The sequence below is a fragment of the Rhodobacter capsulatus genome (genome assembly GCF_052363175.1).
GTDB classification, from domain to species: Bacteria; Pseudomonadota; Alphaproteobacteria; order Rhodobacterales; family Rhodobacteraceae; genus Rhodobacter; species Rhodobacter capsulatus_D.
The window spans coordinates 3,816,790-3,831,534 of record NZ_CP198946.1; the positions used below are offsets into that span (position 1 = coordinate 3,816,790).

Genomic DNA, 14,745 nt, shown 5'->3' on the forward strand with positions numbered 1-14,745 from the left:
CCCTTTATCTTGCCTCAAATATCTCGGGGGTGAATTTTGGCGCAGCCAAAAGAGGGGGCGGCGCCCCCTCCCCCACGGCCGGGTCCTGCGTTAGGATCGATCATCATGCCCGCGCTCTGCCGTGATTGCCTTGCGACCTTCGACACCTCTCCCGCACGCTGCCCGCGCTGCGGCCGTCCACGCATGCTGCGTCATGCCGAACTTTTCAGCCTCTCCGTCGCCCATATCGATTGCGACAGCTTCTATGCTTCCGTGGAAAAGCTTGATGACCCGAGCCTGGCCGACAAGCCGCTGATCGTCGGCGGCGGCACGCGCGGGGTCGTCACCACCTGCTGCTATATCGCCCGCATCGCCGGGGTCCGCTCTGCCATGCCGATGTTTCAGGCGATGAAGCTTTGCCCCGAGGCAGTCGTGCTGCGCCCGCGCAAGGACCGCTATGCCGAGGTCTCGGCGCTGATCCGGGCGAAATTCGCCGCCCTCACGCCGCTCGTCGAACCGCTTTCGCTCGATGAAGCCTTCCTCGATCTGACCGGCACCGCCCGTCTGCACCATGCGCCCCCGGCGGTCAGCCTGGCCCGGGTGATCCGCGAGATCGAGACCGAGATCGGCGTCACCGCCTCGGTCGGGCTGTCGCACAACAAGTTTCTGGCGAAGATCGCCTCGGACCTCGACAAGCCGCGCGGCTTTTCGGTGATCGGGCAGGCCGAGACCGAGGAGTTCCTGCGCGACAAGCCCGCTTCGATCCTCTGGGGCGTGGGCGAGGCGACGCGGGCGGCGCTCGCCCGGGCCGGGTTGCGCAGTCTGGCCGATATCCGCCGCGTCGGCCCGGGCGCGCTCGAAAGCCGCTTCGGCGCGACGGGCTTGCGGCTTTACGACCTGGCACAGGGCCTCGACCAGCGCCGCGTCGTGCCCGATGCCGAAATCAAGTCGGTCTCGCACGAAACCACCTTCGACACCGACATCGCCGACCGCGACCGGTTGCAGGACATCTTGTGGACGATGTGCGAAAAGGCCGCCGCGCGGATGAAGGCGAAGGGGCTTGAAGGGCGCACGGCCGTGCTGAAGCTGCGGCGGGCGGATTTTTCCGCGCTGAGCCGTCAGGTGAAGCTCGAGGAACCCTCGCAGCTGGCCGATACGCTCTTTCGCGCGACGCAGGCGCTGCTGATGGCCCTGCCCGAGCCGGGGCCGTTCCGGCTGATCGGCGCAGGCTATTCCGACCTTGGCCCGGCAGGCGGCCGCGATCCGGTGGGCGATCTGCTCGATCCGCAGGCCACGACGCGCGCGGCAGCCGAACGGGCGGCCGATGCGATCCGGGCGAAATTCGGGTCCGATGCGATCCGGCTTGGCCGCGGCCTGACCAAGGGCTGATTATTCCGCCGCCATCCGCGCGTCGCCGCGCACAAGATCGGCCAGCTCGGCAAAGACCGCCCCGATCCGGCGCGCGAATCGCTCGAACTGGGAAAGCGGCTCAATGAAGTCCTCGTCCATGTAAAGCGCCCGGGCGATTTCAACCTGCACCACCTCAAGCCCTTCGGCGGGGCGGCCGTAGCGCTGCACGACATAGGCGCCCGCAAAGGGGCTGTTGCGCGCCACACGCAGCCCGGCGCGGCGGAAGGCATGTTCAACGGCCAGAATCGTCTCTGGCCGGGCCGAGGCGCCGAAGCGGTCGCCCAGCACGATATCGGGCCCCTGACCGCGCAGGCTGGCGGCCTCGCTTGGCATCGAATGGACGTCGAAGAGAATCGCGCGACCGAATCGGGCACGTCGTTCCTGCAGGAGCGCGGTCAACTGACTGTGATAGGGCCGCCAGATTCGCGCCAGCCGGTCCTCGGCCTCGGCGCGGGTGATCTTGCCGCGGAAAATCTCACGCCCACCGGCGACGACTCGGGGAATCACCCCCAGCCCCGTCGCCACCCGCGCCCCCCCCGACCCACGGGCCACGCCCTCGATCAGAGCCGGATCCAGCTCGTCTTCGGCGCGGTTCAGATCGACATAGGCGCGGGGATAAACCGCCTCAAGAAGGGTCGCCCCCGCCAGCGGAACTTGCGTCAGAAGCCTTTCCACAAAGGCATCCTCGGAGGAGCGCAGCCGCAAAAGGTCCAGCTGGGCCCGACGTGTAAAGTCGGCCGGATAGAACCGGCCCGAATGCGGGGAGGCAAAGACCACCCCCGAGGTCACGATCTCGGGCAGGTGCAGCCGGTAGGGCTGGATCGATGCGGGACGCTCGGGCATGGGGGCTCCTTCTGAAGAAAGATTACACCGATTTCTTTTCGTGCCAAAAGGGCCTTGAAAGCCGGAACGACTCCTTTTATAGACCCCCAGACCGACGCGGTTGCGGCCACGTTCTTTGCTTCGGGAAAGAAGGCAGCGGCAAACGGCGAAAGTTTCCGGGCGGTTAGCTCAGCGGTAGAGCACTACGTTGACATCGTAGGGGTCACTGGTTCGATCCCAGTACCGCCCACCATTCACCGCCCCTTCGGGGGCATTCGTTTTCAAGGCGCACGTCGCCGCGAACAGGAGAAGACCGATGAAGGTCCGCAACTCGCTCCGCTCGCTCAAGCAGCGTCATCGCGATTGCCAGATCGTGCGCCGTAAAGGCCGCGTCTACGTGATCAACAAGACGCAGAAGCGCTTCAAGGCCCGTCAGGGCTGAAGCCGCCTTCGAGCAGTTCAAAAGGCCGCTGAGGAAACTCGGCGGTCTTTTTCTTTGCGTCCTGCGATTCCTTTGATGCTGTGCGATCGGCCTCAGGCAAGGCCGATCAGCTTCGGAATGTCATTCAGATCGGTGAAGATCTCGGCCCCGGCGGCTATGAGCGCGTCAGCATGGCCCTGCGGCGCATAGCCAAGGCAGCGCATCCCGGCCGATTTCGCCGCCATCGCGCCCGGGCCGCTGTCCTCGACCACCACACAATGCTCGGGCTTCACCCCAAGGAACGCTGCCGCATGCAGGTAAAGATCGGGGGCCGGTTTCGGGCAGCCCAGATCCTGCCCGGAAAAGAGCCGATCCTGCAGGCGCGCCCAAAGCGCCGGATGACGGCCAAGGCTCGCCTCCATTTTCGCGCGCCGCCCGTTCGAGCCGACGGCATAGGGAATCCCCGCCGCGTCAAGCTGATCCAGCAGCGCCTCGACCCCCGGCATCAGTTCCGCCCGGTCGCGCAGCATCGCGTAAAGCCGGGCGTAGAAGCTGTCGCACCAGTCCGGCGCCAGCCCCGCGCCCATGTCATTGGCCACCTGCCGCACGCGTTCAAGCGTGCCGCCCAGAAACATCGTTTCCATCTGCGGAATCGTCAGAGGCAATCCATGCGCAGCCAAGTCTTCCTGCAGCGCCAGAAAGGTCATCGGCTCGCTGTCGACAAGCACGCCGTCGCAGTCGAACAGAACGGCTTTCACGCTCATGCCGGCATCCGCGCCAGGGTCACGATCGTGTCGCCATAGCGGCGCTGGTCGATCTGTTCGAGCGGTGCGGGAACGATGGGGGCCGTGTTTTCCTCCCACACCACCATCGCACCCGGGGCGATCCATCCATGCGCCAGACAGGAGGCAAGCGCCTTTTCCCCGAGCCCCATGCCATAGGGCGGATCAAGGAAGATCAGCCCATACCCCGCACCGCGGCAAGGCCCCATGTTCGTCGCATCGCGGCGCCAGATGTCGGTCACGCCCATCGCTCGCATCAACTCGACATTCTTGCGCAACAGCACCCGCGCTGCCGTGCCGTCATCGACAAAGGCCACCCGGGCCGCGCCGCGGGAAAGCGCTTCAAGCCCCAGCGCGCCGGTGCCCGCAAACAGATCCAGCACCCGCGCCCCCGGGATCGGGTTGCCATGGGTGCCGTTGATCAAGAGGTTGAAGATGCTCTCGCGCACCCGGTCGGTGGTGGGGCGCAGATGCGCGCCGATGTCGCCCTCGCCCACCTCGGTCAGTTTCAGCCCACGCCGCTCGCCGCCGATGATTCTCATGCCATCAACGCCTTCAGATCCGTCGCCTCGGCCACCTGCTCGGGCGTCACCGACTTGCCGCCCTCGATCAGCCGCTTGCCGATCATATAGGCGCGCGGCGCATCCAGCGCATCGACCGCGATCAGACGGCCGTCGCGGAAATACCAGAACGATTGCCCCTCGGTCGTGCGAGTCACCACCCGGTCATGCCCGGTGCAAAGCCCCGCGATCTGCAGTTTCGAGGCGAACTGATCCGACCAGAACCAGGGTTTCGGCGCATAGGCCTTGCCCGCCCCCAGCATGTTCTCCGCCACCAACTCACCCATGTCGATGGCATTGCCGACCGATTCGATCCGCATCCGCCCTTCCGGCCCCGGCAGCGCGGCGCAATCGCCCGCCGCCCAGATGCTCGGGTCAGAGGTGCGGCCCTGGTCATCGACCGCGATCCCCTCGTCGATCACAAGCCCCGCGGCTTCGGCCAGATCGGTGCGCGGATCGACCCCGATGCCGACAACGATGAAATCGGCGGGCAGGATGCGACCATTGGCCAGTTCGACGCCACTCACCCGGCCTTCGCCCAAGACCCGCGTGATGCCGATGTCTTCCAGAATTTCGACCCCATGCGCGCGGTGCATCTCGCGGATCGCGTTCGCGGTCTCCACCCCCGCAACGCGGCGCAGGATGCGGGCGCGGGTATGCACGAGCTTCGCCGTCAGCCCGCGCTTGCTGGCCACCGCCGCCGCCTCAAGCCCGATGTAGCCGCCGCCCACGACGACCAGATTGCGCCCGGCCACGAATTCACCGGCCATCGCGTCGGTATCGGCCAGATCGCGCAGGGTGTAGATGCCCGCAAGCCCCTCGGCCCCCAACTTGGGGGGAAGCCGCCGCGGCACCGCCCCGGTGCACAGCGCCAGATGATCGTAGGGCAACCGCTCGTCGCCGATCAGCACTGCTTTCGCGGCGCGGTCGATGCCGGTGACCTTGGTGCCCACCCGAAGTGTCACCCGGTTCGCCGCATACCAGTCGTCGCCGCGGAGCGTCAGCCGTTCGAGCGGCATCTCGCCCAGAAGATAGGCCTTGGACAGCGGCGGGCGCTGATAGGGGGCCACCGGCTCCTCGCCCAGAATGGTGACGTCGCCCGCATATCCCAGCGCCCGCGCCTTCGCCGCCAAGGAGGCCGCCGCCTGCCCGCCACCCACAATCACGATGCCGCTCATGATCTTCCTCTGGTCATGTCCCTTTCCGCCCCTATATCCCTGATGCAACGCCGTGCAAAGCAAGGGAGAACGCAATGACACTGACGGTTGGGGAGAAACTTCCCGCGGCAACGCTTCTGAGGATCGGCGCCAATGGCCCCGAGGCGGTCGATCTTGCAGCACTGACAGCTGGCCGCAAGGTGGTGATCTTTGCCGTTCCGGGCGCCTATACCGGGGTCTGCACCACCGCCCACGTCCCGAGCTTCATCCGCACCAAGCCGAAATTCGATGCCAAGGGCGTGGACGAGATCCTGTGCGTCTCGGTCAACGACCCCTTCGTGATGGCCGCCTGGGGCGAAGCGACCGGCGCCACAGCGGCCGGGATCACCATGCTGGCCGACGCCGAGGCGAGCTTCACCAAGGCGATCGGCATGTCGTTTTCGGCGCCGCCCGTCGGCCTGATCGACCGCTCGGCCCGTTATGCGATGCTCGTTGAAGATGGCGTCGTCAAGGTTCTGAACCGCGAAGAAAGCCCGGGCGTCTGCGAACTCTCGGCAGGCGAAGGCCTGCTCTCGGCGCTCTGACTCCAAACTCGCAAGGGCGTATTTGGACCAGGAAAAGCCCGCTGCTTTTTCTTGGACTAAATACGCCCTTATTCCCGATAAGGGCCAAGCTCCGCCAGCGCCTCAGCTTCCTCGGCCACCGCCGCGCGCTCCTGTTCCAGATAATCGGCGACAGCCCGGCGGAAGCCGGGATGCGGGATGTGATGCACCGAATGCGTCACCACGGGCAGATACCCGCGCGCCAGCTTGTGCTCGCCCTGCGCCCCCGCCTCGACCCGGGCGAAGCCTTGGGCAATCGCCCAGTCGACCGCCTGATGATAGCACAGCTCGAAATGCAGGAAGGCGTGATCCTCAAGGCAGCCCCAATAGCGGCCATAGAGCGTGTCCCGCCCGATGAAATTGAGCGCCCCGGCCACGGCGCGGCCATCCCGCTCGGCCACGATCAACAGCACCTCGTCGCGCATCGCATGCACCGCATCGAAGAAGGCGCGGGTCAGATAGGGGCGGCCCCATTTCCGCGCCCCGGTATCCTGATAAAAGGCCCACATCGCTTCCCAGTGATGCTCCTCGATCGCCGCGCCGGTCAGCGCCCGGATCGTGCCGCCAAAAGCCTGCGCCCGGTCGCGTTCCTTGCGCAGCGCTTTCCGCTTGCGCGAGGCAAGCGTGGCGAGGAAGTCCTCGTAACACCCGTAGCCGCGGTTTTCCCAATGGAACTGCACACCCATGCGATGCAGCCAGCCCTCGGAGGTTGCCGCCTCGGCCTCGGCCTCGGTGCAGAAGGTCAGATGCGCCGAGGAATGGCCGCCCCGCCGCGTCAGCTCTGCCATCGCCTGCAACAGCGCGGCCTGCCCGATGTCCTCCTGCCCCGGACGGCACAGAAGCCGCCGCCCGGTGACGGGGGTGAAGGGCACGGCGCCCTGAAGCTTCGGATAATAACTGCCGCCCGCCCGATGCCAGGCCTCGGCCCAGGCATGGTCGAAGACATATTCGCCCTGCGAATGGCTCTTGCGGTAAAAGGGGGCGACGGCGATCACCGCGCCCGCATGCCGCGCCACCAGATGATGCGGCGTCCAGCCGGTGCCCGGCCCGACCGAGCCCGAGTCTTCAAGCGCGCTCAGGAACCGATGCGTGGTGAACGGATCGAAGGGGCGACCGCCCTCGGCGGTTTCCGGGCAGGCGCAGGCGTCCCAGTCTGCCGCCGGGATCGCTGAAAGCGATGCAAGAACAGAAACTTCAACGCTTTCCAAAAAGGGCCCCCCGCACCATTTCCCAAAAGGATGGGGCGCGGGGGAAAAGGGTCAAGCGGTGTAGCCCTCGAAGGTGATGTTTTGCGCGATCTTCCGCGCCTCCGCCTCGGCCTCGGGCGAGCGGATCGTCCAGCACAGGATCGTTGCCCCCTTGGCTTTCAGCTCGGCCACCCGGGGGGCGCCCAGATCGGCCGCCTCATGCGAGATGAACGAGGCCCCCACCCGGTCGAAATCGGGAATGCCCGCCAGGTGCGTGCGCACACTCGCGGGCAGAAGCGGCCAGTCGGCGGCAGTATAGGCCGAGGTCGTCAAACCGACCGGCACCCCGGGCGCCTCCAGATGAAAGGCGAGAACCGCATTCGGGTTGAAGGACATCACCGCCACCGGCCCGGCATAGCCCGCCAGCACCCGCGCGGTCGCGGTTTCGAGCGGGCCGACATCCGGCCCCATCGCCCCGTCCTGATCCTTGATCTCGATCAGGAGCGGCACCCGGCCATCGACGATTGCCAGCACCTCGGCCAGCGTCGGAATGCCCTCGTCGCCGCCCAAAAGCGGGATCTCGGACAGCTCCGCCGCCGTCAGGCCGCGCAGCCGACCGGGAACCCCGGTCAGCCGCCGCAGATCGTAATCGTGAAACACCATCGGCACGCCATCGGCCGAGGGTTGCAGGTCGATCTCGATGGCGTAGCCCGCGGCTACCGCCGCCCGCACCGCGGCGCGGCTGTTCTCGGGCCGCCCGGCGGCACGGTCATGCAACGCGCGATGCGCGATCGGACGGGTCAGGAAGGCCGCAGGCAGGGGATGCATCATTCCACCTCGAAGATCGCCTCGATCTCGACCGCGACACCGAAGGGCAGCGAAGCGGCAGACACGGCCGAGCGGGCATGACGGCCGGCCTCGCCGAAGACCTCGACCATGAGATCCGAGCAGCCATTCACCACCTTGGGCTGGTCGGTGAAATCAACAGTCGAGTTGACGAAGCCCACAAGCTTCACCACCCGCTTCACCTTGTCGAGATCGCCCACCGCGGCGCGGGCCTGCGCGATCAGCGCGAGGCCACAGCGACGCGCGGCGGCGGCGCCCTCTTCGACGCTCATGTCGGCGCCCAGCTTGCCTTTGATAAAGCCGTCCGGCCCCGAGGAGACCTGCCCCGAGACGAAGATCTGATTGCCCGTGCGCACGAAGGGCACGTAGTTCGCCGCCGGGGCGGGAGCGTCGGGAAGCGTAATGTTGAGCGCGCTCAGACGGGCTTCGATTGCGGATGCCATGGGATCTTTGCCTTACCAGTTGATGTGATTGCGGAAGTCATCCAGCAAGCTGCGCCAGATGTCGATGGTGTCGGTGAAATTCTTTCCGCCCACGCCATCCTTGTCGAGGTTCACGTCATATTCGATCACCGCATTGCCGTCCCCATCGACATAGGCGCGGCCAAAGCGGGCGTTCTTGTTCCAGCCGTTCAGCATCGCGTATTTCAGCGGCTCTTCGGTCAGGAACACCGCCGAAAACGCGACCGAGGTGCAATCACGCGTCTGCGTGCAGCCGTAGAAATAGACGTCGAATTTCGTGTCATCGACCTCGCTCGAGAGCATCGGATCGCCCTGATCGTCCCTGCCCGGATCAACCTTCAGACCGTAGTCCTGCAGGAAGGCGGCGACCACATCCGGATCGGCCATCACCTGCGCCTGCGCGGGCAGGGCAGCCAGCATCGCGACAAGAACGGCAACGAACGGACGGATCATCTTGGCCTCCTTTCGGCAAGGATTGTCCGATTGCCGGGTCCGCATCAAGCCCCGTCAGGCCACCAGCTGCTCGGCCTTCTTCAGATCGACCGAGACCAGCTGGCTGACGCCCTGTTCCTGCATCGTCACGCCGAAAAGCCGGTCCATCCGGCTCATCGTCACCGCATGGTGGGTGATGATCAGAAACCGCGTATCGGTGCGGCGGGTCATTTCATCGAGCAGGTCGCAGAAGCGGGTGACGTTGGCATCGTCCAAGGGCGCGTCCACCTCGTCGAGCACGCAGATCGGTGCCGGGTTGGCAAGGAAAACGGCAAAGATCAGCGCCATTGCGGTCAGCGTCTGTTCCCCACCGGACAGCAGGCTGAGGGTGGAGAGCTTCTTGCCCGGCGGTTGGCACATGATCTCGAGCCCGGCTTCCAGCGGGTCATCGCTTTCGACCAGTTGCAGACTGGCCGAGCCACCGCCGAAAAGGTGGGTGAACAAGGTGCGGAAGCTTTCGTTGACCTGCTCGTAAGCCGTCAGAAGCCGCTCGCGCCCCTCGCGGTTCAGCCCGGCGATGCCCGAGCGCAGCTTGCGGATCGCTTCCTCGAGATCGGTCTTTTCCTGCGCCAGCCCGTCATGTTCGGCCTGCACCTCGCGCAGGTCTTCCTCGGCGCGCAGGTTCACCGCGCCCAAAGCCTCGCGGGCACGTTTGAGCCGCGCGACCTCGATTTCCAGCGCCTCGGCGGCAGGCATCTTGTCCGGATCTGCGTCGAGCGTGTCGAACAAAGCCTGCGGCGTCAGATCCATCGCCTCCTCGATCCGCTCGGCGGCATGGGCTTGCGTTTCGCGGGCGGCATCAAGCCGCGCCTCGGCCCGGGCCTTGCCCTCGCGCGCCTCACCCGCGGCGCGTTCGGCATCGCGTTCGGCCATCTGCGCCTGACGCAGGGCACCCTCGGCCTCAGCCAGCCGATCCGAGGCTTTCGCCCGGCGTTCCTCGGCGGTCTCGATCGCGGAATTCAACTCGTCGCGCTTCGCCGCCAGTTCCTCGGGCGCGGCGGCGGCATCTTCGAGCTCCCCCACCGCTTCTTCACGACGCGACGCGAGTTCGGCCGAGCGTTTCTCGGCCGTCTCCAGCCGGTGCCGCCAGCCCGAGATTTCCTTGGTGATCTCTTGCCGCCGCCGCAACCTTGCCTCGCCCTCGCGGCGGATCTCGTCATGGCTCGCGCGGCGGGTCAGCATCGTCACCCGCGCGGCTTCCACCGTCAGCTTGATCGCCTCGACCGCGCCGCGCGCGGCGTCCAGATCGGGCAGCGCGGCCAGTTGCGCCTCGGCCTCGGCCAGCGCCAGCCGCGCCGATCCGGCCTCATCGCCGTAACGCTTCACCGCCATCCGCGCCGCTTCCAGCTTGCCCGCGGAAATCGAGCGATCCGCTTCGGCACGGCTCAAGCTGCGCCCCGCCTCAGCCAGCCGCGTATCGGCCGCGCGGCGCGCATCGCGGGCGCGGGCGTCGGCAGCACTTGCTTCGGCCAAGGTCCGGCTCAAAGCCTCATGCGCCTGCCGCGCGCCATCAGCCCGGGCCGCAACCTCTTCCAGATCGCGCTTGAGTTCCACCAGACGGTTGAGCTGGCGCAGCCGCAGCGCCGCCGCCGTCGGCGCATCCTCGGCCCCGGCGCGAAAGCCGTCCCAGCGCCACAGATCCCCGGCGAGCGACACCAGCCGCTGCCCCGGCGCAAGGGCGGGTTGCAGCCGCGCCCCCTCGGCCGCATCGGCCACGAGCCCGATCTGCGCGATGCGACGGCGCAGCACGGCGGGGACTTCGACATGGGTCGAGAGCGGCTCGACGCCCGCAGGCAACGGCTGCACCGCCGCGTAATCGGGCAGCACGCTCCAGCCGGACCGGGCCTCGGCCTCCACCTCCGGCGCGCGCAGATCATCGGCCAAGGCCGCGCCCAAGGCCGCCTCGTAGCCGCTTTTTACCCGGACCCGATCAAGGAGCTGATGCCCACTCGCCGCTTCGCGTTCGACAAGCCGGGCCAAAGCCGCCACCTCGGCCCGCAGCGCCCCCGCCTCGCCCTCGGCCTCGGACCGCGCGGCACGGGCGGCACTTTCGCGCGCCTGCACGACGCCGCGCGCCTCATCCGCCGCAATCAGCGCTTCCTCGGCGGCTTCGGCCTGATCCTGCGCTTCTTCCTGCGCGGTCTGCGCGGCCTCGAACGCCTCCTCGGCCCGCTCCAACGCTTCGGCGGCGGCCTCGGCGGCCTCTGACGCCCGTTCCGCCTCGGCCTCGGCCTTGGCCACCGTCGCGCGGTTATCCGACACCAGCCGCGTCACCGAGCCATGCCGCGCCGCCAGACGCGCCACATCCTCGGTGCCCTCGGACAGGTTCGCTTCCCGCTCGGCCAGAACCGCCGCCGCTTCGGCCGACGCCTCGGAGGCCGCTTCCAGCTTGTCCTCGTGCCCCTCGGTCGCCTTGAGCAACTGCCCCATTTCCCAGTCGAGCCGGGCAATGGTTTCGCCAGCGTCGCGGTTCAGCCCGGCCTCGCGCTCCATGTCGCGATCGAGCTGCGCGATGCGCGATTTCAGACTGTCGATCCGCGCCGCCGCCTGCGCCTCGGCATCCGAGAGCGCATCGCGTTGCAAGACCAGCCGTTGCAGGATCGCCCCGGCAATCGCCTCTTCTTCACGCAAGGGCGGCAGCGCGTCTTCCTGCGCCGCCCGGGCCTTCGCCGCCGCGCGGGAGGCCAGTTCCGCTTGCGCGGCGCCCATCATCGCCGAACGCAGGGCGTTTTCCGCCTCGGCCCGGGCCAGATCGGCCTCGCGCCAGCGCCGATAAAGCAGCATCCCCTCGGCACGGCGCAGCTCATTGCCGATCTCGCGATAGCGCACCGCCTGCCGCACCTGCCGCGACAGCGAAGCCAGTTGCGTGCCGAGTTGTTCCAGCACGTCATCGACCCGGGCCAAATTCTGCTCGGCGCCCGACAGTTTCAATTCCGCCTCGTGCCGCCGCTGATAAAGGCCCGAGATCCCCGCAGCCTCTTCCAGAATCCGGCGGCGGGCCTTGGGTTTCGCATTGATCAGTTCCGAAATCTGCCCCTGCCGCACCAGCGCCGGGCTGTGCGCCCCGGTCGAGGCATCGGCGAACAGCATCTGCACGTCGCGGGCGCGGACATCCTTGGTGTTGACCTTGTAGGCGGACCCGGCATCACGGGTGATCCGCCGCACGATTTCCAGCGTATCGGCGTCGTTGAAGCCCGAAGGCGCCAGCCGCTCGCTGTTGTCGATGGAGAGCGAGACTTCCGCGAAATGCCGCGCGCCGCGGGTGGCGGCCCCGGCAAAGATTACATCCTCCATCCCGCCGCCGCGCATCGCACTGGCGCGGGTTTCGCCCATCACCCAGCGCAGCGCTTCGAGCAGGTTCGACTTGCCGCAGCCGTTCGGACCCACGACGCCGGTCAGGCCGTCGTGGATCACAAGGTCGGTCGGATCGACGAAGCTCTTGAAGCCGTTCAGTCGCAGGCGGGTGAAACGCACGAAGGGCACCTATTTCCGGTCGCAGGCCCGCCAGTTTCGGGGCTGCAAGACCCCGAGTCAACGTGCCCCCCTCACGTTGCAGCGATCCCCCCGAGCTTATCCACAGAATCGAAGGCTTTTCGCTTGCATGATGGCGCAACCGACATAAACTGGTTCTAAATTATTACCAATATCAGGAAAACACCTCATGGTTCCGGCTCTGGCGATCATTCTGGCGTTCCAATTGGCGGGCGAGGTGATCTCGCGCGCGATGCATCTGCCGCTTCCGGGGCCGGTTCTGGGGATGTTGGGCATGGTCGCGGCACTCGCGGCCAGCGCGCGGTTGCGCGAGATGATCCGCCCCGTGGCGCAGGGGCTTCTGAACCATCTGTCGCTGCTTTTTGTGCCTGCGGGCGTGGGGGTGGTGGCGCATCTGCCGACGCTTGCCGCGCATGGCCCGGCGCTGGCAGTGGCGCTGGTGGCCTCGACGCTGCTGGCCATCGTCGTCGGCGCGGTGACCTTTACCCTTGTCGCGAAACTGGTGCGGAGCCTGCCCGATGAATGACGCGGCGCTGATCTGGTCCTATCTCGCTTCGCAACCGCTTCTGTGGCTGACGGCGACGCTCTTTGCCTATTGGGCGGGCGACAGTCTTTATCGTCTTGCCCGGCGCAATCCGGCGGCGAACCCGGTGATGCTGGCGGTGATCTTGCTCGCCGTGCTGCTGGGGATCACCGGCACGCCCTACAAGGATTATTTCGAGGGCGCGCAATTCGTCCATTTCATGCTGGGTCCGGCGACGGTCTGCCTTGCCGTGCCGTTGCAGGCGAATCTGAAGGCGATCCGCAAGGCGCTGATCCCGATTGCCGCGGCACTGCTGGCGGGGTCGTTCACCGCCATCGTCTCGGCGCTCGCGATTGCGAAGGCCCTAGGGGCCGAGGCGGGGCTTCTGGCGACGCTCGCGCCGAAATCGGCGACCGCGCCCGTGGCGATCGGCATTTCCGAGGCGCTCGGCGGGCAGCCGACGCTGACCGCGGTTCTGGTGCTGCTGACCGGGATGATCGGGGCGATTTTCGTGACGCCGATGATGAACGGGCTGGGGCTGACCGACTGGCGCGCGCGCGCGGCTTCGCAACCGGCGTCGCCGCGCATGGGATCGGCACGGCGCGGGCGTTTCAGGTGCATGACACGGCGGGGGCTTTCGCCTCGATCGGGATGGGGCTGAATGCGGTGCTGACAGCGTTTCTGGCGCCGCTGGTGCTGCCGTGGTTTTTTGTGACCCGATCCCGTCGGGCGGAAAAGGAAACGCGATCCGCGTTTCCCGCCCGGTGCGCGGCAGGCGTCGCAAGACCGTTTCCGCAAGCGTGACAGAGGCCTGCGCTCCGCCCCGGCGGCGCTAATGCGCCCGCCATGGGCGGGGCGGGCGCAGGCCGAGTGCCTTTGGGCCCTCGGCGGTCACGGGGCGACTGTATCGCGTGACCTCGGCGATGGCCTCGGTCAGACTTTGGCCTCAGCCCTTGCTTGGCTTGTAAGGCGCCATGCCCGCCCGGGCCAGCTCATCGGCGCGTTCGTTTTCCGCGTGCCCGGCGTGGCCCTTGATCCATTTCCAGACCACCTGATGGCGCGCCTGTGCCGCATCAAGCCGTTGCCACAGATCGACGTTCTTCACCGGCTTCTTGTCGGCGGTCTTCCAGCCGTTGCGCTTCCAGCCATGCATCCAGGACTGGATGCCGTTCTTCACATAGGCCGAGTCGGTGGTGATCGTCAGCGCGGTCGGGCGCGTCAGGGCCTCGAGCGCCGAGATTGCTGCCATCAACTCCATGCGGTTGTTGGTCGTGTCGGCCTCGCCGCCGCAGAGTTCCTTTTCCTTGACGATCATGGCGCCGTCCATCGCGCGCATCAACACGCCCCAGCCCCCCGGCCCCGGGTTGCCGCTGCAGGCCCCGTCGGTCCATGCGTAAAGATCCGCCATCATGCGCGCTCGAACGCCAGTCGCAGGCCCAGCGCCGCAAAGGACGCCGCGAAAGCCCGCCGCATCCAGGCCATCACCGCGGGACGGCTCAGGATTGCCTGACGTCCGGAAGCCGCCAGCGCGGTATAGCCAAGGAAGGTGAGGAAGGTGAGGACGGCAAAGACGACGCCCAGTTCCGCCATGACGTAAGGCCCGTCATTCACTGCCATAAATTGCGGCAGGAAGGCCACGAAGAACAAGGGCAGCTTCGGGTTCAGCAGGTTCAGCAGGATGCCGCGCCAGACGAGACGCCCGACCGACTGCGGTGCAGCGGCTTCAAGCGCCAGCCCGCCCGTGCCCTTCAGCGTGCCCCAGGCCATGTAAAGCAGATAGGCCACGCCTGCATATTTGATCGACTGAAACAGCACGGCCGAGGTGTGCAGCACCGCGGCGAGGCCGCCAAGCGCGACAGCCAGATGCACCAGCGTCGCGATGGTGCAGCCAAGCGAGGCCCAGAACCCCGCCCGGAACCCCTGCCCCAGCGTCGAGGAGAGCGTGTAGACGACCCCGATTCCCGGAACCAGACAGACGATGAAAGCGGTCAGCAGGAACTCGGGCGTCATG

Annotated in this window: 15 protein-coding genes, 1 tRNA gene and 1 pseudogene; 6 read left to right on the top strand and 11 right to left on the bottom strand. The window is 67.0% G+C overall.

Annotated elements, in window-relative coordinates:
• The first annotated feature begins 105 nt into the window (after nucleotides 1-105).
• Nucleotides 106-1,368, top strand: a complete 1,263-nt coding sequence (locus ACTTAI_RS19830) for a DNA polymerase IV (protein ID WP_444453311.1) — start codon at nucleotides 106-108, stop codon at nucleotides 1,366-1,368.
• Here the strand turns inward: ACTTAI_RS19830 and ACTTAI_RS19835 are convergent, their stop codons facing one another.
• Nucleotides 1,369-2,232, bottom strand: a complete 864-nt coding sequence (locus tag ACTTAI_RS19835) for an N-formylglutamate amidohydrolase (RefSeq protein WP_444453313.1) — start codon at nucleotides 2,230-2,232, stop codon at nucleotides 1,369-1,371.
• 157 nt (nucleotides 2,233-2,389) lie between these two features.
• Between ACTTAI_RS19835 and ACTTAI_RS19840 the strand changes: the two genes are divergently transcribed.
• Nucleotides 2,390-2,464, top strand: a tRNA-Val gene (locus ACTTAI_RS19840).
• 63 nt (nucleotides 2,465-2,527) lie between these two features.
• Nucleotides 2,528-2,653 (top strand): type B 50S ribosomal protein L36, encoded by a 126-nt coding sequence (gene ykgO, locus ACTTAI_RS19845; protein WP_013069105.1) that lies wholly within the window; start codon nucleotides 2,528-2,530, stop codon nucleotides 2,651-2,653.
• Nucleotides 2,654-2,745: 92 nt separating this feature from the next.
• Here the strand turns inward: ykgO and ACTTAI_RS19850 are convergent, their stop codons facing one another.
• The 3 genes from ACTTAI_RS19850 to ACTTAI_RS19860 are packed head-to-tail and all read right to left on the bottom strand — an operon-like array spanning nucleotide 2,746 to nucleotide 5,152.
• On the bottom strand, nucleotides 2,746-3,396 hold the full coding sequence (locus tag ACTTAI_RS19850; protein ID WP_444453315.1) for an HAD family hydrolase: 651 nt from the start codon (nucleotides 3,394-3,396) through the stop codon (nucleotides 2,746-2,748).
• Complete coding sequence (gene rsmD / locus ACTTAI_RS19855) at nucleotides 3,393-3,956, bottom strand: 16S rRNA (guanine(966)-N(2))-methyltransferase RsmD (RefSeq protein ID WP_444453317.1); 564 nt, start codon at nucleotides 3,954-3,956, stop codon at nucleotides 3,393-3,395. The genes ACTTAI_RS19850 and rsmD overlap by 4 nt, the downstream gene beginning before the upstream one ends.
• On the bottom strand, nucleotides 3,953-5,152 hold the full coding sequence (locus ACTTAI_RS19860) for an NAD(P)/FAD-dependent oxidoreductase (RefSeq protein WP_444453319.1): 1,200 nt from the start codon (nucleotides 5,150-5,152) through the stop codon (nucleotides 3,953-3,955). Before ACTTAI_RS19860 ends, rsmD begins: the two co-directional genes overlap by 4 nt.
• A gap of 74 nt (nucleotides 5,153-5,226) precedes the next feature.
• Between ACTTAI_RS19860 and ACTTAI_RS19865 the strand changes: the two genes are divergently transcribed.
• Nucleotides 5,227-5,715 carry a peroxiredoxin gene (locus ACTTAI_RS19865; protein ID WP_444453321.1) on the top strand — a complete coding sequence of 163 codons (489 nt, stop codon included), beginning with the start codon at nucleotides 5,227-5,229 and terminating at the stop codon, nucleotides 5,713-5,715.
• A gap of 68 nt (nucleotides 5,716-5,783) precedes the next feature.
• On the opposite strand, the gene ACTTAI_RS19870 is transcribed toward ACTTAI_RS19865, so the two are convergent.
• The 5 genes from ACTTAI_RS19870 to smc are packed head-to-tail and all read right to left on the bottom strand — an operon-like array spanning nucleotide 5,784 to nucleotide 12,193.
• A complete protein-coding gene (locus tag ACTTAI_RS19870) occupies nucleotides 5,784-6,941 on the bottom strand; it encodes a GNAT family N-acetyltransferase (RefSeq protein WP_444453323.1) in 1,158 nt (385 codons plus the stop codon).
• 51 nt (nucleotides 6,942-6,992) lie between these two features.
• Nucleotides 6,993-7,751, bottom strand: a complete 759-nt coding sequence (locus ACTTAI_RS19875; protein ID WP_444453325.1) for a glycerophosphodiester phosphodiesterase family protein — start codon at nucleotides 7,749-7,751, stop codon at nucleotides 6,993-6,995.
• Nucleotides 7,748-8,209, bottom strand: coding sequence for a RidA family protein (locus ACTTAI_RS19880; RefSeq protein WP_110804662.1), 462 nt, complete (start codon nucleotides 8,207-8,209; stop codon nucleotides 7,748-7,750). The genes ACTTAI_RS19875 and ACTTAI_RS19880 overlap by 4 nt, the downstream gene beginning before the upstream one ends.
• 12 nt (nucleotides 8,210-8,221) lie before the next feature.
• Nucleotides 8,222-8,680 (bottom strand): YbjN domain-containing protein, encoded by a 459-nt coding sequence (locus tag ACTTAI_RS19885; protein WP_444453326.1) that lies wholly within the window; start codon nucleotides 8,678-8,680, stop codon nucleotides 8,222-8,224.
• Between the two features lie 54 nt (nucleotides 8,681-8,734).
• A complete protein-coding gene (smc, locus tag ACTTAI_RS19890) occupies nucleotides 8,735-12,193 on the bottom strand; it encodes a chromosome segregation protein SMC (protein ID WP_444453327.1) in 3,459 nt (1,152 codons plus the stop codon).
• A 187-nt stretch (nucleotides 12,194-12,380) separates the two neighbouring features.
• Here smc and ACTTAI_RS19895 point away from each other — a divergent pair, with 187 nt between their 5' ends.
• Both ACTTAI_RS19895 and ACTTAI_RS19900 read left to right on the top strand, forming a co-directional pair.
• The gene (locus ACTTAI_RS19895; protein WP_444453329.1) at nucleotides 12,381-12,737 is read left to right on the top strand and encodes a CidA/LrgA family protein; all 357 of its coding nucleotides are present in this window, start codon (nucleotides 12,381-12,383) and stop codon (nucleotides 12,735-12,737) included.
• Nucleotides 12,730-13,442 (top strand): annotated as a pseudogene (locus ACTTAI_RS19900) (LrgB family protein); the annotation flags it as partial. The gene ACTTAI_RS19895 and the pseudogene ACTTAI_RS19900, both read left to right, overlap by 8 nt.
• A 238-nt stretch (nucleotides 13,443-13,680) precedes the next feature.
• Here the strand turns inward: ACTTAI_RS19900 and rnhA are convergent.
• Together rnhA and ACTTAI_RS19910 are read right to left on the bottom strand one after the other, a co-directional pair.
• Nucleotides 13,681-14,142 carry a ribonuclease HI gene (gene rnhA, locus ACTTAI_RS19905; protein ID WP_444455813.1) on the bottom strand — a complete coding sequence of 154 codons (462 nt, stop codon included), beginning with the start codon at nucleotides 14,140-14,142 and terminating at the stop codon, nucleotides 13,681-13,683.
• Complete coding sequence (locus tag ACTTAI_RS19910) at nucleotides 14,142-14,744, bottom strand: LysE family translocator (RefSeq protein WP_444453330.1); 603 nt, start codon at nucleotides 14,742-14,744, stop codon at nucleotides 14,142-14,144. Before ACTTAI_RS19910 ends, rnhA begins: the two co-directional genes overlap by 1 nt.
• Nucleotide 14,745: the final 1 nt, after the last annotated feature.